This window comes from Gemmatimonadaceae bacterium, assembly GCA_030647905.1.
GTDB lineage: Bacteria > Gemmatimonadota > Gemmatimonadetes > Gemmatimonadales > Gemmatimonadaceae > UBA4720.
Window position 1 is genome coordinate 1 of the sequence record JAUSJA010000014.1, and the last position, 20770, is coordinate 20770.

Sequence of the window (20770 nt, forward strand, 5' to 3'; positions counted from 1 at the left end):
GTGTCCAACCCTCCAGCGTCCGGCGCTCATCGTCCGTCAACTCGATTGCAGTGGCTCCCATGGTGATGCCTCCAATTGGAGTCTCCAACCCATGGACGACAATGTACAACCTATCGCTTATTTATGGAAGTAGGTACTAGAATGACCGGACCCGCCGCGCCGGCTCCGGTCCGGGGATCGTGGCGGCGTCTCACGATCGGACTGGGCGCGTTTCTTCTCGCTCCGTTCGTGCCCGCAATGCGCGCCATCCTGCCTATCGAGCAGACACCACTGCTGCTCGTTGCGGTAGTGGCGGCGTGCGCGGTGATCGGCTGGAAAAACGGCGGCCGTCTGTCGCTCGCGATCGTCTGGGTCGCGATCGCGGCGCTGCTGCTTTCATCTACCGTCGGACCTCCTGACAGCGCTTACAACTGGCTCGCCCGGGGGTGGACGCTGCTCCTCGCGGCGAGCTTCGGACTCGTGAGCGTCATCGTGGCGACCGAGGCATTCTTCGCGAGGGCATTGTCGGCGCTCGCCGTCGCAGCGTCGCTCGGGTTCGCTCTGGTGCTCGTGTCGCCGGGAGGCCCGGTGCGCGTCGGCAACACGATGGCTGCCGAGTACAACCGGCGGAACGATCAGTCGATCGCTTCGCTGCGCGAAGTCAGCACGCAGCCGGGATGGAAGGAAATCGTTTCAGGCTCGCCGTCGCTGCAGCGGCTGACGGAGGAAAGCGAGGCGCAGCTGGCCGCGATTCCGAAGTGGTCGGCGCTGCTGCTTCCGGCACTGCTGGCGCTCGAGTCGTTGGCCGCGCTGGGATTGGGATGGGCGCTGTATCACCGGATGAGCCCCGTTTCTCTCGGGCCGGCGATGGGCAGGCTGCGCGATTTCAGATTCAACGATCAGCTGGTGTGGGGAGTTGCGGTGGGGGCGTCGATCTTTCTCCTGCCGGCATTTGCGGACGCCAGGAACGCGGGACTGAACCTGCTCGTGTTCTTCGGCGTTCTGTACGTGCTGCGGGGGATTGGGATTCTGGCGTGGATGTCGCGCACGCGTGCGCTGACCTTCATGCTCATTGCTCTGGCGATCTTCGCCTGGCCGCTCATAATGGCGCTGGCGTTCGGGATCGGGCTCGGAGACACATGGCTCGACCTGCGTACCCGCGCAAAGGCCAAACCGCTGTAGGAAACGCATAGATTTCAACGCGTCCGTCCGGCCGGGGCCGCGATTTACCTTTCAACTGGAACAGGCATCATGGAAGTCATACTTCGACAGACAGTGGAGAAGCTCGGCCACCCCGGAGACATCGTTAAAGTCTCGCCGGGATACGCCCGCAATTTTCTGCTTCCCCGTGGATTCGCGTACGAGGCGACGCCGGGCAACAAGAAGCGCATCGACCAGGAGCGTCAGCGTCTCGAGGCGGCTGAAGAGGGCCGCCGCGGTTCGGCGCAGGAATACGCTGGCAAGCTCGAGCAGGTCTCGCTCACCTTCTCGGCGCGCGTTGGCGAAGAGGGCAAGCTCTTCGGATCGGTGACGTCGGCCGATATCGCCCAGCAGCTCGCCGAGCAGGGCTACGAGGTTGAGAAGCGGCAGATCGAGCTCAAGGAGCCGATCAAGGCGCTTGGCGTCTATCGCGTCCCGATCCGGCTGCACGCCGACGTACATCCCGAGATCAAGGTCTGGGTCATAAAACAGTAACCCGTTAACCGTTACCCGCTACCCGTTACCCGTTACCCGATGCTCTCAGCTGCCTGCCGTCAGCAACGGGCAACGGGCAACGGGCAACGGGTAGCGGCCCTTGAAATGCATTGATTCCACGTTAACGGAACCTTCTGGCCGCCTCCATGATATTGTAGGGGGCGCCCCCGATGGCGCCGAAGAAAAACTTCAACGGAGCCGAATGGCCACGTCCCTCTCTCCCGCATCACCCGCCCGCGAGTCCGCCTCGCCAGCAGTGCGCGCAGCCGGCCTCTGCCACGACATGAAAGCCAATGACGTCGTGCTTCTGAATCTGAAGGGCGTTACCGACATGACGGATTACTTCGTTATCGCGAGCGGAACTTCAGACACGCACGTCCGGTCGATCGGGGAGCACATAATCGCCGAGCTGAAGAAGGAGGGCGTAAGGGTACATCACGTCGAAGGTGTTCAGCAGGGCAGATGGGTATTGCTCGACTTCGTGGATTTCGTCGTTCACATCTTTCACCCCACGCTCCGTTCCTTCTATCAGATCGAGCGGCTGTGGAGCGATGCCGAAGTAGTGCCAACCGTATAGCGGAGCCGGAAAAATGAGAGTGGTGCGAGCGTTTGCCATGAGCATTGTGCTCCTCTGCGCGTCGCGTCTTGAAGCGCAGCAGTATTTCGGCCAGAACCAGGTTCAGTACAAGCACTTCAAGTGGCGTGTGCTCGAGACGGAGCACTTCCTGGTGCACTACTATCCGGAGGAGAAGCCGGCGGTGACCGCAGCGGCGCGCATGGCCGAGCGGTCCTATGCGCGACTCTCGCGCATTCTCGGCCACCAGTTCCGGGAGAAGAAGCCGATCATCCTCTTCTCGTCGCGAGCCGATTTCGGACAGAACAACGTCACCGGTGACCTTGGCGAAGGCGTGGGTGGCGTGACGGAGTCCGCCCGGCACCGGCTGATTCTTCCCTTCACCGGTGACCTCGGAAGCTTCGAGCAGGTGCTCGCGCACGAAATGGTGCACGAGTTCCAGTATGACGTCTTCTCGCGGGGGCGGGCCGGTGCCAACCAGCAGACTCTCGAGCGGATCAACCCCCCGCTCTGGTTCATGGAAGGAATGGCCGAGTATCTCTCGATCGGCCCCAATCACCCGCTGACCGCAGGGTGGCTCAGGGATGCGGCGGTTTCGGGCAACATCCCGACGATCAAGCAGATGACGGATCGTCCCGACAAGTATTTCCCGTACCGCTTCGGCGAATCGTTCTGGCAGTACGTCGGTGACCGGTGGGGCGACGCCGCAATCGGCGAGGTTCTTCGCAACACCCCCGCAGTGGGCGTGGAGCGGTCGTTCCTGCGCCAGCTGGGCATGTCGCTTACCGACGTGGGTGCCGCGTGGCGCGAGGCGGTTCAGTCCCAATACCTGCCCGCGGCTTCCAATTACCAGCGGCCGCAGACGTTCGCCCAGCCGCTGCTCACCCGGAAGCGTTCCGGAGGCGAGATCTTCCTCGCTCCGGTGCTCTCGAGCGACGGCAACTACATCGCGTTCCTTTCAAACGGCAATCAGAAGCGCGGCGAGCTGTTCATAGATCTGTGGCTCGGCAACGCCCGCACGGGCGAACGCGTCAAGCGCCTGGTCAAGAGCACGCTCAATCCCGATTTCGAGGAATTGCGACTGCTCTATTCACAGAGCGCATTCTCGAACGATGGCAGAACGCTCGCGTTCACGGCGCAGCGGAGCGGCAAGGACGTTCTGTATCTGCTCGACGTGCCCAGCCGGAAGGTGAAGAAGCGCGTCGATCTTCCGCTTGACGCGGTCACGGCGCCCTCGTTCTCGCCGGACGACCGGCGGATAGTGTTCAGCGGAACCGAGGGCGGGATCACCGACCTCTACGTAGTGGACGTGGACGGCAGGAACCTCAGGCGTCTCACAAACGACATCTACGGCGATCTTCAGCCAAGCTGGTCCCCCGATGGCAAGCGTATCGCCTTCGCGACGGATCGCGGCGCGCCGACTGACCTGTCGCGACTTCGTTTCGCCAAGTGGCAGGTGGCGCTGATCGATCCCGGGACGGGCGCGATAGACGTGCTGCCGGGTCAGGCGGGCCACAATCTGAACCCGGCGTGGGCGCCCGACGGAAATTCGATCGCCTACATCTCCGACCGCACAGGGGTCGCCAACGTCTTCCTGTACGATGTGCAGGACAGGCAGCAGTACCAGCTCACCAACGTGCTGGGCGGTGTGACCGCCATCACCGAGTACAGCCCTGCCCTGACGTGGGCGCGTGGCGCTGACCGGATGGCCTTTACGTACTACGAGAAAGGCGACTACACCGTGTGGGCGATGGACAACCCGCGAAAGCTCAAGACCGTCGCGTTCAGGCAGCATGCGCCGACGCCGACAGGCCTCGTGATGACGGTGCCGTCGCTGCCGGCGCCGACACTCGTCGCAGCCACGCCGGTTGATTCGGCGCGCCGCGCGGCTGACGCTGTCAATCAGGCGTCGGTGTACCGCGCGCCCGGCGGCTCACGAGCTTCAGCCGTGCTGTCAACGGGAGAAGCGCAGGCGGGAGAAGTCGAAGCCACGACGGTCGCCGTGCTCAACGCCAATCCCGACTTCGCGCTGCCCGACACGACACGTTTCCGCGACTACGCGTATTCGGTGGGATTCAAGCCCGACTACATCGCGCAGCCGGAAGTGGGGTACGGAACGGGGAATCAGTACGGCCTCAGCGGCTTCAACGGAGGAACGACAATCGTGTTGAGCGATCTCATTGGCAACCACCAGATCGCTCTCTCAGCTTCAGTTTATGGCCAGCTTCGCGACGCGAGCGTCTTCGCCGCCTACGCCAATCTCAGCCATCGCTGGCAGTACACCGTGGGCGGTTACCAGCAACCCGTCTTCCTGCCCCAGTCCGGCGGAACGATCGAGCGGCTCCCCGACCGCGACCGGTACTCCACGCTCTACACGCGCTACGTTCTCAGAAACGCGTTCCTCACGACCCAGTATCCGCTCAACCGCTTCACGCGGTTCGAGACTGGCGTGCAGTTCAACAGCATCGGCCGGTCGCTGATATCGCTGTCGCAGGATTGCTACTTCAACGGCTGCACCGCTCCGGAGATCAACGACGTCGCCAACGCGCCGGCATACAACTTCCTGTCGCCGTCGGTGGCGTACGTGTCCGACAACACGCTCTTCGGCTACACGGCACCGGTCATCGGACGCCGCTATCGCTTTCAGATCTCACCCTCGGTGGGTAACCTCCGCTGGGTCGAATATCTCGCCGACTATCGCCGGTACGATCCGATCATCTTCAACACGATCACGATCGCCACCCGGTTCCTCGGGAGCGCGTCTGTGGGCCGGGACGAGACGGCGTTCCCCAAGTACGTCGGCCGCCCCGAATACGTGCGCGGCTACGACGGCGCGAACTTCAGCGGCTACGAGTGCACCGCGTACATCGGTGGCGGGGCGTCATGCAACACGGCTCAACTGGTCGGCAGCCGGGTGATGGTGGCCAACGCGGAAATACGCTTCCCGATCATTCGCCGGTTCGATCTCGGCAACCTGCCGGTGGGTCTCCCCCCGATCGAGGGCCTCGTTTTCTACGACGCCGGACTGGCGTGGAGTAAGGGCCAGACGGTTTCGCTGACCAAGCCGGCCAATTATGATTTCGAGTTCCAGCGTTATCCACTTCGGAGCTATGGAGTGGGACTGCGCGTGAATCTGTTCAACCTAGCGATTCTCAAGTGGGATTACGCGAAACCGCTCGACCAACCTGGACGCAAGCCGAACTGGACCTTCTCGCTGGGACCGAGTTTCTAGAGTTTCGACCCGGCTGTTAGCGCTGACGCTCGCCGTCGTCGCCTGCAAGGGCGACCGGCAGGCGTCGGCGGGCGCGCGCGCGGCGTCCTCACCGCGCGAACCGGATCAGATTGTCCTCCGAATGCCCGCCGCGGGCGGAACGGCGCGCGCATACGTCTATCCGCGCCTCGATTCCGCGGTCTGGGCCGCCGCTGGTGCGCCGCCGGTGGCGCGGGTGCTTGGGTTCGACCCGGACGATGGCGCCGCTGCGCTTCTCGACGACAAGGGGCAGCCCCGCAGGCTCGATCTCCGCGCCAGCGAGGTCCGATTCGCATCGAAGGCGAGGCTCTCGGCGGTTACGTCCATCAACGGCTCGGACATCTACGGTGTCACCGAAAAGGGCGCTGTCGCGAGGATGACGCCGAGCGGAGACTGGAGCTTCGAGCCCCCTTCCCCGGCGCGATGGGTTTTTCCGCAGCCGAACGGGTCGGTCGTGATCGCCGGCGACCAGGGAAGCCATACGCATCTCTGGTTGATCCGTCCCACCGACGAGGAAATCATCGAGTCGGCCACGCTGCCCCTGGTCTCGCGCGCCGCGCGAACGCAGGTGGGAGACCGGATCTATTTCGCCGTGGACACCGGCCTCATCGGTGTGAAGACTCGCGACCTGTCACCCGTCAGGAGCATCCGCTTCCGCGAGCCGATTCAGGCGGTCGTGCCCACACCGAGCGGAGACCGGCTGTACGTCGCGCTGAAGGGTGTGAATGGTCTGTCCGTCGTTGACAGGTACACGGAGTCCGTGACGGAGAAGGTGGATCTTCCTTCGGCTGCATCAGATCTGAGGATGGACCCGCTCGGCCAGAACATTCTCGTCAGGCCCGCGGGCGGCGGAGATTCTGCGTGGGTTGTCGCCGTCGGGACAGACCGAGTCAAAGGGGTGATCCGTGGCGAATGGAGGAATGATCTGCCGGCGTTCGCGCCGGGCGGACACATCGCCGCAACGCGCGGCGGAGATGTCGCGCTCGTGGACGCGCAGACTCTTGCCGTCACACAAACGATCGCCGGAGGAGCGAAGGATTACTGGTATTTCTTCGTGTGGAACGGATTTCGTCCAAGATCGGCCGGTCTTGACCGGCCCGTGACGTTCGAGTCGGCCGCCTCCGCTCCTCCAGCCGATTCGACTGCCGTGCCGCAGCCTGCGCGCGACAGCACCCCCTCGCCGCCGCTGCGCGATGCCACGCCGACGATGGTCGAGCCACCGGCTGCGGTTGCCCCCCGCCCCGCGCGCTACATCGTATCGTTCGCCGCAGTCCTCAACGAACAGAAAGCGAATGAGATCGCCGCAGGCATCACGGTGACCGGAGTGAAGCCGCGAGTGGCTGCAGTTCCATCGGGAACGACTACTATTTATCGGGTGGTGCTTGGACCTTACGTCACTCGCGACGAAGCTGAGCGCATGGGCCGGGAATCGAGGAGACAGTACTGGGTGTACGAGGAATCGAAGTGACGGTCGCCGTGTCGCGTCCTCCCGGAGGCGCGTACGAAGGCGCGGGACGCCAGGCTGCACTGGCGGTGCGCGGATATTCGTCGGTGATCGTCACTTCCGACGATGCCGTCGCGGCGGCGCACGCGGCGATCGGCATCGCTCTCGCCGAGAGCGTCCACCGGCTCGTTATGATCGCCGATCTCGCGGGAGAGGCGCCTCCCTTGCAGACGCTCGTCCGTGACGAGGATTCGCACGGCATTTACGACAGCTTCGAGTTCGGAACTTCCTTCATGCGCATCGCGCGCGAGGTTGCCGGCGCGAAGAACTTCTTCGTGATGCCGAGCGGAACCGAGTCCGCCGCGATCGAGCGGATCATCGGAAGCGAGCGGTGGGCGACTTTTGCATCGGAGTTCGCCAACGCCGATGAGCTGCTGCTGATAGTCGTGAAGTGCGACGCTCCCGGCCTCGCCACGCTCGCATCGCGAGTGGATGGCGCCGTGCTGGTTGGCCTGCAGCGCCTGGACTCCGCCCCCGACGCCAACGTCCTTGCAAGGATTCCGCATCCGACGATCATTCCTCCTCCGCGCATAGACATCGCGCCGCCGCGGGTGCAGTGGTCTCTCCCGAAAGTCGGGCTTGCCGCAGCCGGCCTTCTGGCGCTCGGCATCCTGAGCGGGGCTCTGCTGAAGAGTCGCTCGTTCGGCGAATCGCCTCCGACTGTCGCCGCTCCCACGGTTTCGGCTGATTCGTCGGCCACTGACTCGGTCCCGACGGCGCCTCCGGCCGCGCTTCCGGCGAATCCTCAGGATTCCGCGGATGCGACGCCTTTCTCGATCGAAATTCTCGCCTCAAACACATCGGAGGGTGCTAACTTTGAGATCAAGCGCCATGGCTCCGTAATGCCGGCGGCGACCATTTCACTCGTCCCGATCGGAGACACCGAAGCTACATGGTACAAGGTTTTCGCTGGAGCTTTCGCTGACAGCGCGCAGGCCGAACGCCTGCTCACAACGCTCCGCCGCCGCCGAACCGTGCCTGATTCGGCCGGAACGGTGGTCCGTGTGCCGCTCGCCCTTCTCGTTGACAGCATTCCGTCTCAGGCCGGGATGACGTCGCGAGTGCGTGAAAGAGTTCAGGCATTCGCAGCGAAGGGTGTGCAGGCGTACGGTCTCGTCCAGTCCGACGGCAGTGCGAGGATATATGCTGGCGCGTTCGAGTCGCCCCAGCAGTCTTCGCTCGCCGCAACGGCACTTCGGGTCGCGGGCCTCACGCCGGTCCTCGAATACAGAACAGGGAGACTCCCGTAGTGCGTCTGACGAAGCTCGAGCTTCAGGGATTCAAGTCGTTCGCTGATGACACCGAGCTCCTCTTCGAGCCCGGCGTGACGGCTATCGTCGGGCCGAACGGATGCGGGAAGTCGAACGTATCCGATGCCGTGAGATGGGTGCTCGGCGAACAGCGCGCGCGCGCGCTTCGCGGCGCGAAGATGGAAGAGGTGATCTTCCAAGGATCGTCCGGCCGTCGCCCGGTAAACATCGCAGAAGTCTCGCTTCACTTCGATAACGATGACGGAGCGCTCGCCGTACCGTTCCGCGAAGTTGTGATCACCCGCCGGCTCAGCCGTTCCGGGGAGAGCGACTACCTGCTCAATAATTCGCCGTGCCGCCTGCGCGACATTCACGACATGGTGCGTGGAACCGGGCTCGGCGCGGACTCGGGCGTCGTCATCGAGAGCAGGATGATTGACGCGCTTCTCTCCGACCGCCCCGACGAGCGACGCGAGCTGTTCGAGGAAGCGGCCGGAGTCGGCCTGTATCGCGACCGCAAGCGCAGCACCGAAAGGCGGCTCGAGGAGACGGCCGTGGACCTCGGCCGCCTCGACGATCTCATTTCCGAAGTGCAGACGCAGGTGCGCTCGCTCGCCAGACAGAGACGACGCGCGGAAAAGCACGTCGAGCTGATGAAGCGCCGCTTTACCGTGGAAGTGGCGCTCGCCGCGCGCGAGATGGATGCGTGGCGCGGAGAGCTGGAACACCTCGAGACTCGTGTAGCGCAGTTGCGCCAGGAAGCGCCAGCGGCGGAAGAGAGTGTAGCGGCGGCCGAAGCTGCGCGCGACGGCGCCCACGGCACGCGCGCTGCGGCCGAGGCGCGCCGCAGTGAGCTCGCGCGGCTTGCAGCGGAGCAGCGCGAGAGCACGCAGCAGCTCCGGGCTGAGATCGCCGTCGCCGAGGAAAGGCAGCGCAACGCTGTGGCGCGACGAGAGCGCGCCGAGCAGGAGCGACGCGATGGAGATTCGACGGTCGAGCGCGTCAGTGAGGATTTCGAGCGCGCGGTCGCGCACCGCCAGCAGCTCGAGACGGAGCTCGCGCTCGCGAACAGTTCGCTCGCGGGACACGTGGTAGAGGAAGAAGCGGTGCGGACTGCTCTTGCCGCCGCGCGTGCCGCGGTGGAAACCGCCGAGCGCGCCGCGCGAGAGATGCGCGAGCTGGCACATCGTCATGCTCTCGATCGGCAGACGACGGAGCGGGAGCTCAGCGAGCTCGCGACTCGCCGCGCCGCGCTGGTGGACGAGCAAGCGCAGCTCTCCGACACTGAAGCAGCCGTACGTCGGGAGCTCGCCGAGGTCGAGGAGGCGCTCAGTGTGGCGCGCGACCGGAATGCGCTCCTCAACGCCGAGCTTGCATCGGCACTCGCCGCGGTGCGCGCGGCGCGCGACACCGACTCCGGCGCGCGCTCGTCGTTGCTTCGCGCAGAAGAGGCGCAGACCGCGCTGGAGAGCAAGCTGAACGCGCTCGAAGGACTGGAGCGCGAGAGGGTCGGGCTGGCGCCCGCGGCCGCGAAGCTCCTCCGCGAGCGCGATCGCTTCGGGGAAGGAAGCGTCATTGGCCCGCTCAGCGATTTCATAAGCACCGAAACAGAAGCCGCGTCGCTCGTGGAAAGATTCCTTGGCGCCACCGTGCACGCCGTGCTGGTGCGCGATCGCAATGCGGCCGAAGAGATCCGTGTGTGGCACGCCGCGACGAATCCTGGACCGCTGCTGCTGCTTCCGGCCGACTCGTTGTCGTCGAATAGCGATGACGGAGACGGCGACGACGATCTGTCGCGTCTCGTTCGCTCCGAGTCCCCCGCCGCCCACTGGGTCCGTACACTGCTCGGCCGCGTGAAGGCGATCGACAACGGCACCGGATTCGTGGATGCCCGCGGCGCGATCTGGCTTCCCGCGAATGTCGCGGGGCCGGGTCCGCTGAGGCGACGCGCCGAGATCGGTGAATCGCGCCGCGCCCTCGTGGACGCGAGGAATGCTCTCGCCGGCGCCGCGGCGGCGGCGGACACGATTCGCGCCCAGCTGCACGCCGCCGAACAGAACGCCGCTCAGGCACAGGATGCGGCACACGTCGCTTCGCGCGAGGCCGCCGAGCGCGAGGACCATTTCACGGCCGTCACACGCAGGCATCACCGCGCGCTGAAGGAAGCCGGCGATGCGGTAGCGCTGCTCGAGCGACTTGCCGCACGCGAGCTCTCGCTCACGGAGAACATCGCGCGCGTCGCACAGTCAATTTCCGAAAAGGAATCGGGAGTGGCCCGGCTCGATTCCGCGGTCGCAGAAGCGCGCCGCCGTCTCGCCGAGACGGAGACGCGGCAGGACGAAGCGCGGGACCGTCGCACTGCGAGCCAGGTGGCGAGCGCGCAGGCGCAGGCGCGACTCCAGGTTGCGGGCGACAGGGAGCGGCACCTGCACGAGGAATACTCGACCGCCAATGCCCGTCTCGAGTCGCTTCAGTCAGAGCTTAGCACTCTGTCGGCGGCGGACGGCCAGCTCGCGCAGCAGCTGGCGAGCTGGCAGCTTGACCTGGAGGGCCGCCAGGCGACGCTCGAGGGTTCGGAGACGCGACTCGCAAACACCGAGCTGGCGGTGAAGACGGCCGACGAGAATCTCGAGTCGGCGGGGCATGCACTGACAGAGATCAGGCATCGCGCGACCGGCCTGAGCGACGACCTGCATGCATCGGAGCTGCGGTTCACCGAGCTGTCGGGTCGTCGCGCCGCGATTCGAGGGCGGCTCGAGACCGAATGGCGGAAGCCGCTCGAGGAGCTGCTGGACGAGTCGCCGCAGATCGAGCTGGACGACGACGCGCTGCGGGCAGAGGCAGTGCAGCTGCGCGAGCAGCTGGACACGCTCGGCCCGGTGAATCCGCTCGCCATCGAGGAGCACGAGGAGGAGCAGAAGCGCCTCGAGCTTCTGACGTCGCAGCGTACCGACCTTGCCCAGGCAAGGCTGTCGTTGCAGCAGGCCATGCGTGAGATAGATACGACTGCGCGCGAGCTGTTCCTCGCGATGTTCGTACAGGTCCGCGAGAATTTCAAGAAGATCTTCATGACACTGTTCGACGGGGGCGAGTGCGACCTCCGTCTGGAGAACGCGGAATCACCGCTCGAGGGCGATATCGAAATCCACGCGGCACCGCGCGGCAAGAAGACGCAGCGGATTCACCTGCTCTCGAGTGGAGAGAGGGCGCTTGTCGCGCTGTCGCTCCTCTTCGGCATCTTCCTCACGAAGCCGAGCCCGTTCTGCCTCCTCGACGAAGTGGATGCGCCGCTCGACGACGCGAACATCGGCCGGTTCGTCCGGATGCTGAACGAATTCAAGAGCAACACGCAGTTCATCGTCATCACTCACAACCCACGGACCACGACCGAAGCCGCAGACGCGGTCTACGGCGTGACGATGCAGGAGCCGGGCGTCTCGTCGCTCGTGAGCGTCCACATGCGCGGAGCCGCCGTTGACGAAGCGATCGCCGGCAATCTTCGCGCAACCGAGCCGGTTGCGGCGCTGAGCGCCTGACATGCTCGTCGTGATGCAGCACGGCGCGGGCTCCTCCGAGGTCAACCGCGTCGTCGAAGTTATCGGTGAGATGGGCTACGAAGCCCGTCCGATGCCGGGCGCCCAGCGAACCGCCATCGGGGTCGTCGGCAACGATGGGCGAGTGAACGCATCACGTCTCGCAGCGCTACCGGGCGTGCAGGAGATCATCCACGTCACTCAGCCCTACAAGCAGGTCTCGCGCGAGTGGCGGCCCGAGAGCACTGTCGTGACCATCGCCCCCGGCGTCTCGTTCGGAGGGAATGACATTCCCATCATCGCGGGACCATGCTCGGTGGAATCGGAGGAGCAGATTCTGGAGTCGGCGCGCGCCGTCCGCGCAGCGGGGGCGACAGCGCTTCGCGGCGGAGCATTCAAGCCGCGGAGCTCGCCGTATTCCTTCCAGGGACTCGGCAAGAAGGGACTCGAGCTGCTCAATCTCGCCCGCCGCGAGACCGGCCTGGCGATCGTGACGGAAGCGATGGACAACGAGGGCGCGCACCTCGTTGCCGAAGTCGCCGACTGCATCCAGATCGGTGCGCGCAACATGCAGAATTATTCGCTGCTCAAGACGGTGGGCAGAATCGGCAAGCCCGTGCTGCTGAAGCGCGGCATGGCGGCGACGATCACCGATCTTTTGCTGAGCGCGGAGTACATCCTCTCCGAGGGCAACCCGCAGGTGATTCTCTGCGAGCGCGGAGTACGCACCTTTGATCCGTCAGCCCGCAACATGTTCGATATCACGGCGATTCCGACGGTGCACAAGCTCTCGCACCTTCCAATCGTCGGCGATCCGAGTCACGGAACGGGTATTCGCGACAAGGTTACCCCGATGGCGCGCGCGGCACTCGCCGCAGGCGCTGACGGCATTCTCGTCGAGATGCATCCGCATCCCGACAACGCTCTCTCGGACGGAGCGCAATCGCTCTATCCCGACCAGCTCGTCACGCTGATCAAGGAGCTTCGCGCCGTCGCAGCCGCGATCGGGCGCCGCATCACTCCGGTAGTAGACTCCCGGCGTGACGCCGCTCCGGATCCATCCACAACCGGAACCGAGAGGGCAGCAGCGGGTACGCATTGAGATGAAGACATGCATCGCAGCGATCATCGCTATCGTGGCCGCCGGTGGCGTTCAGGCGCAGTCACCCGACGCGGTGATGGACCGCGCGGTGAAGGCATACTCGGAAATGAGCAGCGTTCGCGCCGAGTTCAGGCAGACGATCACCAATCCGCTCACCGGAACGACGTCTACGTCGCGCGGCGTGATGCTCCGCAAGGCGCCGAACCTCCTGTCCATCAACTTCACAGACCCCAGAGGCGATCGGCTCGTGGCCGACGGAAAGTCGGTGTGGGTGTATCTGCCGAGCAGCGCGCCCGGACAGGTGTTACGGATGCCGGCCAGCGGCAACAACTCACTGGCGATGGTCGATCCCGCCGGAGTGTTCCTCTCGTCTCCGTCGAGCCGCTACACCATGAGCACTGGGGGAACGGCGACGATCTCGGGCCGGAAGGCAAACATCGTGTTACTCGTGCCGCGCAAATCGAACAACGCGTTCAGCCGCGCCAAAGTCTGGGTGGACGTCACGGACGATACGATCCGCCAGTTCGAGGTGGTGGACGCCAACGGGCTCACGCGAATGGTGACGATCACGAAGCTTCAACCGAACGCACCGATCGGCCGCGGCGAGTTCAGCTTCACTCCGCCGAAGAATGCGCGAGTGCTGGATTCGTCGGCGCTTTCAGGCATGTAGGAGCCTCAGCGCACGCGCGCAAAGGACTATCGGAGCAACAGCAGCTTCCTCATCTCCTCGACCTGGCCCCGGTCCGTGCCTCGGCGAGCGGCCATTTCCAGCGCGGCGAGCGATAGCCGCTTGTAGACGGCGCGCGCCTCGGGGTCGCCGCGGAGCGCCGCGAGATGGCGCATCACAGTGTCGGCGTCTCCGCGCACTACCGGGCCCGTGAGCGCATCGAAAGGCGCGGTGTCGGCGATGTTCGAAACGGCCCCCTCCATCAGACTGTGCACGGCCTGCTGCGCGCTGCGCTCCGGGATGCCAAGGCCCCGCAGGAGATCACCGGCAAGTGAAGCGAGCACCACCGGAAAATTGGAGCTCATCACAGCGGCGGCGTGATACACGCTCTTTCCACCTGCCGGGATCTCGAGAGTGCGCGCCCCGACATGGCCGGCCAGGCGGCGCGACGTCGCTCTCGCCTGATCGTCGCCGTCTATTCCGATCCATGCACGCTTCAGCAGCTCCAGCGCCCTCTCAGGATTGGCGAATGGAACGAGCGGATGAAAAGTCCCGCCACTCAGGCCGATCTCCTGCAGCCGGGGGATCAGCTCCGGCTCTGCGCCGCCGGATGTGTGCAGGATCACTGTCCCAGACGCGATCCTGCCGCGGCCAGCCGCGCCGCGCTCGGCAATCAGCTCCGACAGAGCGGCGTCTATCTGGTCGTCGCGTACGGCGACGATGACTGTGTTGGCGTTGGCGATAGACGGCGGAAGCGCGCCACTCGACGTCGTCCATCCGGAAGGCCGCCTGCCATGCAGGCCGAGCACGTCCACCCCGGAGGCGCGAAAGGCGCGGAACAACCCGCGCCCTACCTGACCGGCCCCGATGATCAGGACCCGCTCGGTCACTCGCCGACCGGCGCGCGCTGCTGTCGCTGCTGCTGCTGCCGGGACAGCGCGCGCTGAAGCAGCACCTGCTGCGATGTGGCGCCCATCGTCAGCTCGAGGGCCGTCGCGATCGCGCGGTCATGCGCAACCCGCTGCTTGAACTCCGCCTCGGGACCGAATACGTAACGCGCAATGTCGTAGCTCAGTAGCTGGCGTACAACCGGCGCCGACTCGTCGTAAATGCCGCGATCCATCACCACTCCGCGCGCGACCATCCTCTTCCAGACTTCGTCGAGCATTTGCTGCGTCACCGTGAATTGCGGCGACGCGACTCCGTGCCTGGCCTTGAGATTGAGCGCGTAATCAGTGAGCGCGTCCCGGAACTGCCCGACCTTTCGGCCGAGCACCGACTGCAGCTGGCGAACAGCATCGGAATATACGCTGTCGCTCTCGATCACGTCCGGAGTGATGCCTCCACCGTCGTACACAATGCGACCCGACGCGGTGCGGTAGCGCCTGCGGTCCTCTCCGGCAGGCGGCGTGTCGGAATCGTCCCGCACGAGGCGCTTGCTTATGGACCTGCCCGACGGCGTATACCATCTCGCGGTCGTGATCTTGAGACCACCTTCCTCGCCCAGCAGGATGATGGACTGCGCGCTTCCCTTCCCGTACGTGGATTCTCCGACGATCACCGCACGGTCATGGTCCTGCAGCGCGCCGGCGACGATCTCGGCGGCGCTGGCGCTCTTCTCGTCCACGAGAACCGTGAGCGGCAGCTTCGGCCAACGCTGGCTGGTGCTGTCGGTGTAGACGCGATTGGCCTCCGGCGTACGCCCCTTCAGAATCACGATCTTCTGCCCTCTGCCGAGGAAGAGATCGGCGACGCTGGTGCCCTGCTCGAGCAGACCGCCCGGGTTCGATCGGAGGTCCAGGATGAGCGACTTCGCGCCGCGCGAAAGGAGGGCGTTGACACTGCGCGTCATCTCCCTGTCGGAAGAGTCGCTGAACGCCTTCAGGTCGATGTAACCGACACCGTTCGGCAGCATCGCCACGCGCCTCACTGCGCTCTGGTGCAGCGGCTTCCGGAGCAGCGTAAGCGGAATTAGCGCGACAACGCCCGGCCGCTCAATGCGCATGGCGACCGACGTTTCAGGCTTTCCGCGGAACGACTTCATTGCCTCTTCGAGCGTCCATCCATGGGTTGTGCGCCCGTCCACCTCGACAACGCGATCGCCCGGCTGAATGCCCGCGCGCTCGGCCGGACTGCCGGATGTCGGCGCAACGACGACGATCCACCCATCGCGCACGTCCACCTGGACGCCGACCCCCGCGTAGTTGCCCGTCGTCGTCTCGTTCAGGCGTCCGAGCTTCTCCGGCGCAAGGAGCGATGTATACGGATCCTCGAGCTCATACAGCATTCCATCCACGGCCATCCTGTACATGGACGGTGCGCCGATGGAGTCCACGTAATTCCGGTAGATCTGGGTGAACACCTCGTCGAACAGCCGCGCAGCCTCGGCTCGCGTCGTGAACGCGCCGGCGCGTGTACCGTGCTGGAGGAGCCAGCCGCCGGTCACGAGGGACAGGAGGAGGAGCGCTCCGGCGGTGATTGTGCGGGACCGTAATCCGGGCTTGATGTCGAGCATCAGCTTTCTTTCGCCAGCATGGAAAGACTCTCAGGCAAATTCCGCGCGAGCGATTCCACGACACGGGCGTGAACGGCTTCAGGGGCGCCGCTTCCATTCACGCGCACAATCTGCCCGCACTCCGGATGCTCTCTCTGCCAGTCGTCGCCGATAAAGCGGGAGAACGCCGATTCCACCCGCGCGTGGAACTCGGCTCCCGAGGCTTCGATCCTGTCGTGACCTCCGCGGGCTGAAGCGCGCACGAGTCCCTCCGTCGCCGGTACATCGAGAACCAGCGTCAGGTCGGGCACTAGCCCCCCGGTCGCGAGCGAGTTGGCGAGGCGGATCTCATTCTCCGCGAGCCCTCTCCCGTCAACCTGGTAGGCATATGTTGAAAGGAAGAACCTGTCCATGAGTACAACTACACCACGGGCGAGCGCAGGGTCAATCTCTTCGCGGACGAGCTCAGCCCGGGATGCCATGAACAGCAGGGCCTCGGCTTCGGGCGAGATTCGCCGCACCGGGTCGAGCAGGATCGCCCGGATCGCGTCGCCAAGCGCGGTGCCCCCCGGTTCGCGGAGCGTGAGGACCTCGAATCCGGCCGCGCGCAGACGGCCGGCGAGGAGACGCAGCTGCGTCGTCTTGCCGGCGCCTTCGGAGCCCTCGAATACAATGAGCTGCCCGTTGCGCACGGTCGGAGGCGTCAGGACAGTGTGATGATCGAGCTCGTCGCGCCCTTTTTCATGCCTTCCATGATCCAGTTGTTCACCTGGAACATGACCTTGTCGAAGTTCTCCTGCGCGGATATGGCCTGCTGATAAACCGGGTTTGTCTGTACCTTCGACAGCAGGTCGTCGAGCTGCTGTTCCATCTCCGCCGCAGGATGCTCTCCGCGCTGGATGAGCTGCTGCGCGTCCATGCGGATCTTCTCCATCTGCTGAAGAATCGTCACCGCCTCGCGATCGCTGTTGAGCACATCGCTCGAACGCTTCACCGCCTGGTATTCGGGGCTCTGTCCAATCACGCGTCCCAGATCGCGTGCCTTTTCTTCCAGCATCAATTCTCCGTTATTCATTGACTCGTCAGATGCGCGACGCGAACACGAATCGCTCGCGCCCGGTGAGGTCAAGCCTCACGCCGATACCCTTATAACTGCCGTGCCTCATCATCGTCTCGGCGACGAGCGACGCACGCCGCTCATCGACTTCGAGCGCCAGAATGCCGCCCCGGACGAGAATGCGCGCGGCGTCGCGAACGATCACCGTCGTCGCCGACATTCCGTCGTGCCCACTCGCGAGCGCGATGGGCGGCTCCCAATCGCGAACGCTTGCCGGGAGCGCATCGAGCTCGGAGAACGCGATGTACGGCGGGTTCGATACCACGACGGCCGCTTTCACACCCCGCACCGGGGCGAGAAGCGAGCCATGACGCAACTCCACCGCGGCGCGAAGCACACCAGCCGCTCGCGAGACATTGGCGCGCGCAACCTCGATCGCGTCGAGCGAGACGTCGGTAGCGATGACGCGGTCGAACCGGCCCTCGCTCGCCAGCGACAGCGCTATCGCGCCCGAGCCCGTGCCGATGTCGATTGCCGTTCCCCATGTGCCGGGCCCTGGTTGCATCGCTTCCATGCGCTCGAGCACCTCTCCGACGAGAACTTCGGTCTCGGGCCTCGGAATCAGCACGCGCTCGTCAACGCCGAGATTGAGTTTGCGGAAGGAAGCGCACCCTACCGCATAGGCGAATGGCGCGCCGCCCGCGAGCTTTCGCGCTGCATCCTGCGCGGTCGTCGCGAGCTCGCGGTCAATGCTGGCTTCACGATTCATCACCGGCCACGACCGCGGAACCTCCAGCAAGGCGGCGACGATGTCGGTGGCGACCCTGCGCGGGTCGGTGATTCCGGCGAGCCGGAGAGTTGCCGTCAGCTCCTCGATCACGGTGAGTATCGTCGGATCGGCGTGGTACAACGGCTGAGTGCGCTGCATGACTCTATTCACCGAGCCGGTCCTCGACGTCCGCGCTGCGGAGCGCTTCGATCACTGGCTCGATGTCCCCGTCGAGGACCTTCGTGAGCTCGTGCATCGTGAATCCGATGCGGTGATCGGTGACACGGTTCTGCGGAAAGTTGTACGTGCGGATCTTGGCGGAACGATCGCCTGTGCCGACCTGAGTCTTGCGCATGCGCGAGCGCACCGCTTCCTGTTCGGCGAGTCGCGCATCGAGCAGTCGCGCGCGAAGAACCTCCATCGCCTTGAGCTTGTTCTGAAGCTGCGATTTCTGATCCTGCTGACTGACGACGATGCCGGACGGGATGTGGGTGATGCGGACGGCTGAGTCGGTGGTGTTGACGCTCTGCCCACCGGGGCCGGACGAGCGGAACACGTCGATGCGCAGATCCTTGTCCTCGATCCTGAGGTCAATCTCCTCGGCTTCAGGGAGAACCGCCACTGTCGCGGCGGAAGTATGGATGCGGCCCTGATTCTCGGTCACGGGTACGCGCTGCACACGATGCACGCCTGACTCCCAGCGCATCGTTCCGAATACGCCATCGCCCTTGACCTTGAAGACCACTTCCTTGACGCCACCCAGAGTGCCCTCGGAGAAGGAGATCATCTCGATCCGCCACCCGCGCTTCTCGGCGAAGCGGGTGTACATGCGATAGAGATCCGCGGCAAAGATAGCGGCTTCGTCGCCGCCCGTGCCGGCGCGTATCTCGACTATGGCGGGCCGGTCGTCGAGCGGGTCGTGCGGGATGATGGCGGGCTTGATCCGCTCCTCGAGCTCGGTGATGGACAACTTGAGGCGGGCCTCCTCGGCACGCGCCTCGGCGGCCATTTCCGGGTCGTCAGCAAGAGCGAGCTCGCGTACTTCCGCGAGCTCGTTCTCGTATTTCTGAAGGAGCCTGGCCATTTCCACGAGCGGGCCCAGATGGCGGTGCTCCCGGCCCAGCGCTGTCATGCGCTGGGCGTCCTTTACCGTCCTGGGATCGGAGAGCTGCCGCTCGACCTCGCCAGCGCGGTTGAGCGCGTCGGCGAGGCGATCCCGGAGACTCAGGTCTCAGGCGTCGCCGGTGCGGCGTCGCGGGTCTTGGTGGCGTACTTCTGACGGAAGCGCTCGACGCGGCCAGCGGTGTCCACCAGCTTCTGCTTGCCGGTGAAGAACGGGTGGCACTGCGCGCAGATGTCAGTATGTATATCAGCCTGCGTGGAGCGGGTCTGATAGGTGTTGCCGCAGGCGCACTTTACGGTCGCCGTGGCGTACACCGGATGGATGTCAGCTTTCATTTTGGCCCCTCTGTAATTGGCTTTGGTGCAGCTTGGAAATATCACCAGAAAAGGCCCGAGATTCAACTGTGCCGGGATGAATGTGTCCAGCACGGATAGAAATGTCCCCGTTCTTACACGGATAGAAATGTCACCCTGGTGAGGGTTCAGTTTGTGTCCGTCTTGCCAGTGCTTCTGCTATCTCCATCGCGGCGCGGAGTCGCCAGGGATGATTTGCCCGGGGTCTTTGTGGTTCGCTCCGTGGTGCCCGTGCGCGGGGAAGCTCGACTCGCTTGGCAGCGATGTGCTCCTCCCAGGGGAGTGCGTACTCGATTCCCGCTCTCGACCGATAGACCACTCTCACGGCTCCATCCTCTGCGCTTCGCACGAAGACCCACGCTCTCTGTGGCATGTCGCGCCTGAGCTTAAGAGAGAAGAGCCTCGATCTGAAAGAGATCACCCCGTCCAGGCTCATTCGCCGCTTCTCTTCCAGGCACCAGGTGTCGGCCGTGTCCAGTGACTTGAGAAGCGGCAGGTGATAATCGGTGGAACTCTCCGGCCGGCGAGCAAATCGCGCATTGTGCGCCGGCAGATAAGTGGTCTCGAGGTATTCGTTCACTTCCTCGTGCGTCGAGATGCCCTTGAGCCTGAGCTTCTTGATCAGCCGGTCCTGATTCGTTCCGTGACTGCGCTCGACCCGCCCTTTCGCCTGAGGCGATGATGCCGCGATCAGTTCGATTCCAAGCCTCGAGCAGATACGGCCGAACTGGGTCGATTCGATCGACCGCTCGGGACGCGGCGAGTGGTAGAGGGTTTTCCAGTCGGTGTAGAGCGCCCTCGGCACTCCGTACTCGGATATCCACGCTCTCAGCACTCTCACCGCATCCCAGAAGGTTTCCTGAGCACCGAGTCGAGCCAGCATGGTGCCCGTCGCATCGTCGGTCATGGTCATCATGCACCCTGCCGGGCCACGACCCTCCAGCCAGTCGTGGAAGCTGCCGTCGAGCTGGACCAGTTCTCCGAAGTGTGCCTTGCGATCACGACGCCTCCGGTGAGGCTTCCTCTTTCTCCGCCGTGACCACAAACCCTCGGTGCGCATCCAGTCAGTCAGCGTCGAGATCGGGATCTCAATCCCTTCATCCTCGGCCAGATGCTCACTCAAAAGCGTCGGCCCAAAGCGTTGTCCTGGACCGGCTTCAGCCCGGCCGCCATAACGCTCGCGTACAAGCTCGATCACTCTCTCCCGCTCCTCGGTGGGGCGAGTGTGATTCGACCGACGCCCATAGCTGGCGTGAACCAGTCCTTTCGCTCCACCATGCCGGAACCGCCTCGTGAGCCTCTTTATCTGCCGTCCGCTCAAGCAGAGGAGTTCACCAGCTTCACGCGTCTTCAGCTCGCGGTCAACAACCCGTCTGATCACGCCCACCTTTACCAGATCCCGATCGCTCAATGTCATCCT

The 20770-nt window shown here is 64.6% G+C and carries 17 protein-coding genes; 9 read left to right on the forward strand and 8 right to left on the reverse strand.

The genetic code is table 11. The features are described 5' to 3' along the window. The first annotated feature begins 141 nt into the window (after positions 1 to 141). The 9 genes from Q7S20_02600 (at position 142) to lolA (ending at position 13557) form a co-directional block, all read left to right on the forward strand. Entirely contained in the window at positions 142 to 1161 is a 1020-nt protein-coding gene (locus tag Q7S20_02600) for a DUF2232 domain-containing protein (GenBank protein MDO8500710.1), read from the forward strand. Between the two features lie 69 nt (positions 1162 to 1230). Next, positions 1231 to 1674 (forward strand): 50S ribosomal protein L9, encoded by a 444-nt coding sequence (gene rplI, locus Q7S20_02605; GenBank protein MDO8500711.1) that lies wholly within the window; start codon positions 1231 to 1233, stop codon positions 1672 to 1674. A gap of 202 nt (positions 1675 to 1876) precedes the next feature. Continuing rightward, on the forward strand, positions 1877 to 2251 hold the full coding sequence (rsfS, locus tag Q7S20_02610) for a ribosome silencing factor (GenBank protein ID MDO8500712.1): 375 nt from the start codon (positions 1877 to 1879) through the stop codon (positions 2249 to 2251). Positions 2252 to 2288: 37 nt separating this feature from the next. After that, positions 2289 to 5480: a hypothetical protein gene (locus Q7S20_02615; GenBank protein MDO8500713.1), complete on the forward strand. Its 3192-nt coding sequence runs from the start codon at positions 2289 to 2291 to the stop codon at positions 5478 to 5480. Between the two features lie 121 nt (positions 5481 to 5601). Further along, the gene (locus tag Q7S20_02620; protein ID MDO8500714.1) at positions 5602 to 6966 is read left to right on the forward strand and encodes an SPOR domain-containing protein; all 1365 of its coding nucleotides are present in this window, start codon (positions 5602 to 5604) and stop codon (positions 6964 to 6966) included. Further along, positions 6963 to 8252 (forward strand): SPOR domain-containing protein, encoded by a 1290-nt coding sequence (locus tag Q7S20_02625; protein ID MDO8500715.1) that lies wholly within the window; start codon positions 6963 to 6965, stop codon positions 8250 to 8252. Before Q7S20_02620 ends, Q7S20_02625 begins: the two co-directional genes overlap by 4 nt. Beyond that, complete coding sequence (gene smc, locus Q7S20_02630; protein MDO8500716.1) at positions 8252 to 11788, forward strand: chromosome segregation protein SMC; 3537 nt, start codon at positions 8252 to 8254, stop codon at positions 11786 to 11788. Before Q7S20_02625 ends, smc begins: the two co-directional genes overlap by 1 nt. A 1-nt stretch (position 11789) precedes the next feature. Further along, positions 11790 to 12887: a 3-deoxy-7-phosphoheptulonate synthase gene (gene aroF / locus Q7S20_02635; GenBank protein ID MDO8500717.1), complete on the forward strand. Its 1098-nt coding sequence runs from the start codon at positions 11790 to 11792 to the stop codon at positions 12885 to 12887. Position 12888: 1 nt separating this feature from the next. After that, positions 12889 to 13557 carry an outer membrane lipoprotein chaperone LolA gene (gene lolA / locus Q7S20_02640; protein MDO8500718.1) on the forward strand — a complete coding sequence of 223 codons (669 nt, stop codon included), beginning with the start codon at positions 12889 to 12891 and terminating at the stop codon, positions 13555 to 13557. 26 nt (positions 13558 to 13583) lie between these two features. On the opposite strand, the gene Q7S20_02645 is transcribed toward lolA, so the two are convergent. From Q7S20_02645 to Q7S20_02680, 8 genes are all read right to left on the reverse strand, one after another. Next, on the reverse strand, positions 13584 to 14444 hold the full coding sequence (locus Q7S20_02645; GenBank protein ID MDO8500719.1) for a DUF2520 domain-containing protein: 861 nt from the start codon (positions 14442 to 14444) through the stop codon (positions 13584 to 13586). Further along, positions 14441 to 16069, reverse strand: coding sequence for a S41 family peptidase (locus Q7S20_02650; protein MDO8500720.1), 1629 nt, complete (start codon positions 16067 to 16069; stop codon positions 14441 to 14443). Before Q7S20_02650 ends, Q7S20_02645 begins: the two co-directional genes overlap by 4 nt. Beyond that, positions 16069 to 16740 (reverse strand): dTMP kinase, encoded by a 672-nt coding sequence (gene tmk, locus Q7S20_02655; protein ID MDO8500721.1) that lies wholly within the window; start codon positions 16738 to 16740, stop codon positions 16069 to 16071. The genes Q7S20_02650 and tmk overlap by 1 nt, the downstream gene beginning before the upstream one ends. An 11-nt stretch (positions 16741 to 16751) precedes the next feature. After that, complete coding sequence (locus Q7S20_02660; GenBank protein MDO8500722.1) at positions 16752 to 17105, reverse strand: YlbF family regulator; 354 nt, start codon at positions 17103 to 17105, stop codon at positions 16752 to 16754. A 25-nt stretch (positions 17106 to 17130) separates the two neighbouring features. Beyond that, positions 17131 to 18033: a peptide chain release factor N(5)-glutamine methyltransferase gene (prmC, locus tag Q7S20_02665; GenBank protein ID MDO8500723.1), complete on the reverse strand. Its 903-nt coding sequence runs from the start codon at positions 18031 to 18033 to the stop codon at positions 17131 to 17133. Positions 18034 to 18037: 4 nt separating this feature from the next. After that, positions 18038 to 19102 (reverse strand): peptide chain release factor 1, encoded by a 1065-nt coding sequence (gene prfA, locus Q7S20_02670; GenBank protein MDO8500724.1) that lies wholly within the window; start codon positions 19100 to 19102, stop codon positions 18038 to 18040. Next, positions 19099 to 19332, reverse strand: a complete 234-nt coding sequence (rpmE, locus tag Q7S20_02675) for a 50S ribosomal protein L31 (GenBank protein MDO8500725.1) — start codon at positions 19330 to 19332, stop codon at positions 19099 to 19101. Before rpmE ends, prfA begins: the two co-directional genes overlap by 4 nt. Before the next feature lie 130 nt (positions 19333 to 19462). After that, positions 19463 to 20761, reverse strand: coding sequence for an ISNCY family transposase (locus tag Q7S20_02680; protein ID MDO8500726.1), 1299 nt, complete (start codon positions 20759 to 20761; stop codon positions 19463 to 19465). Positions 20762 to 20770 lie beyond the last annotated feature (9 nt).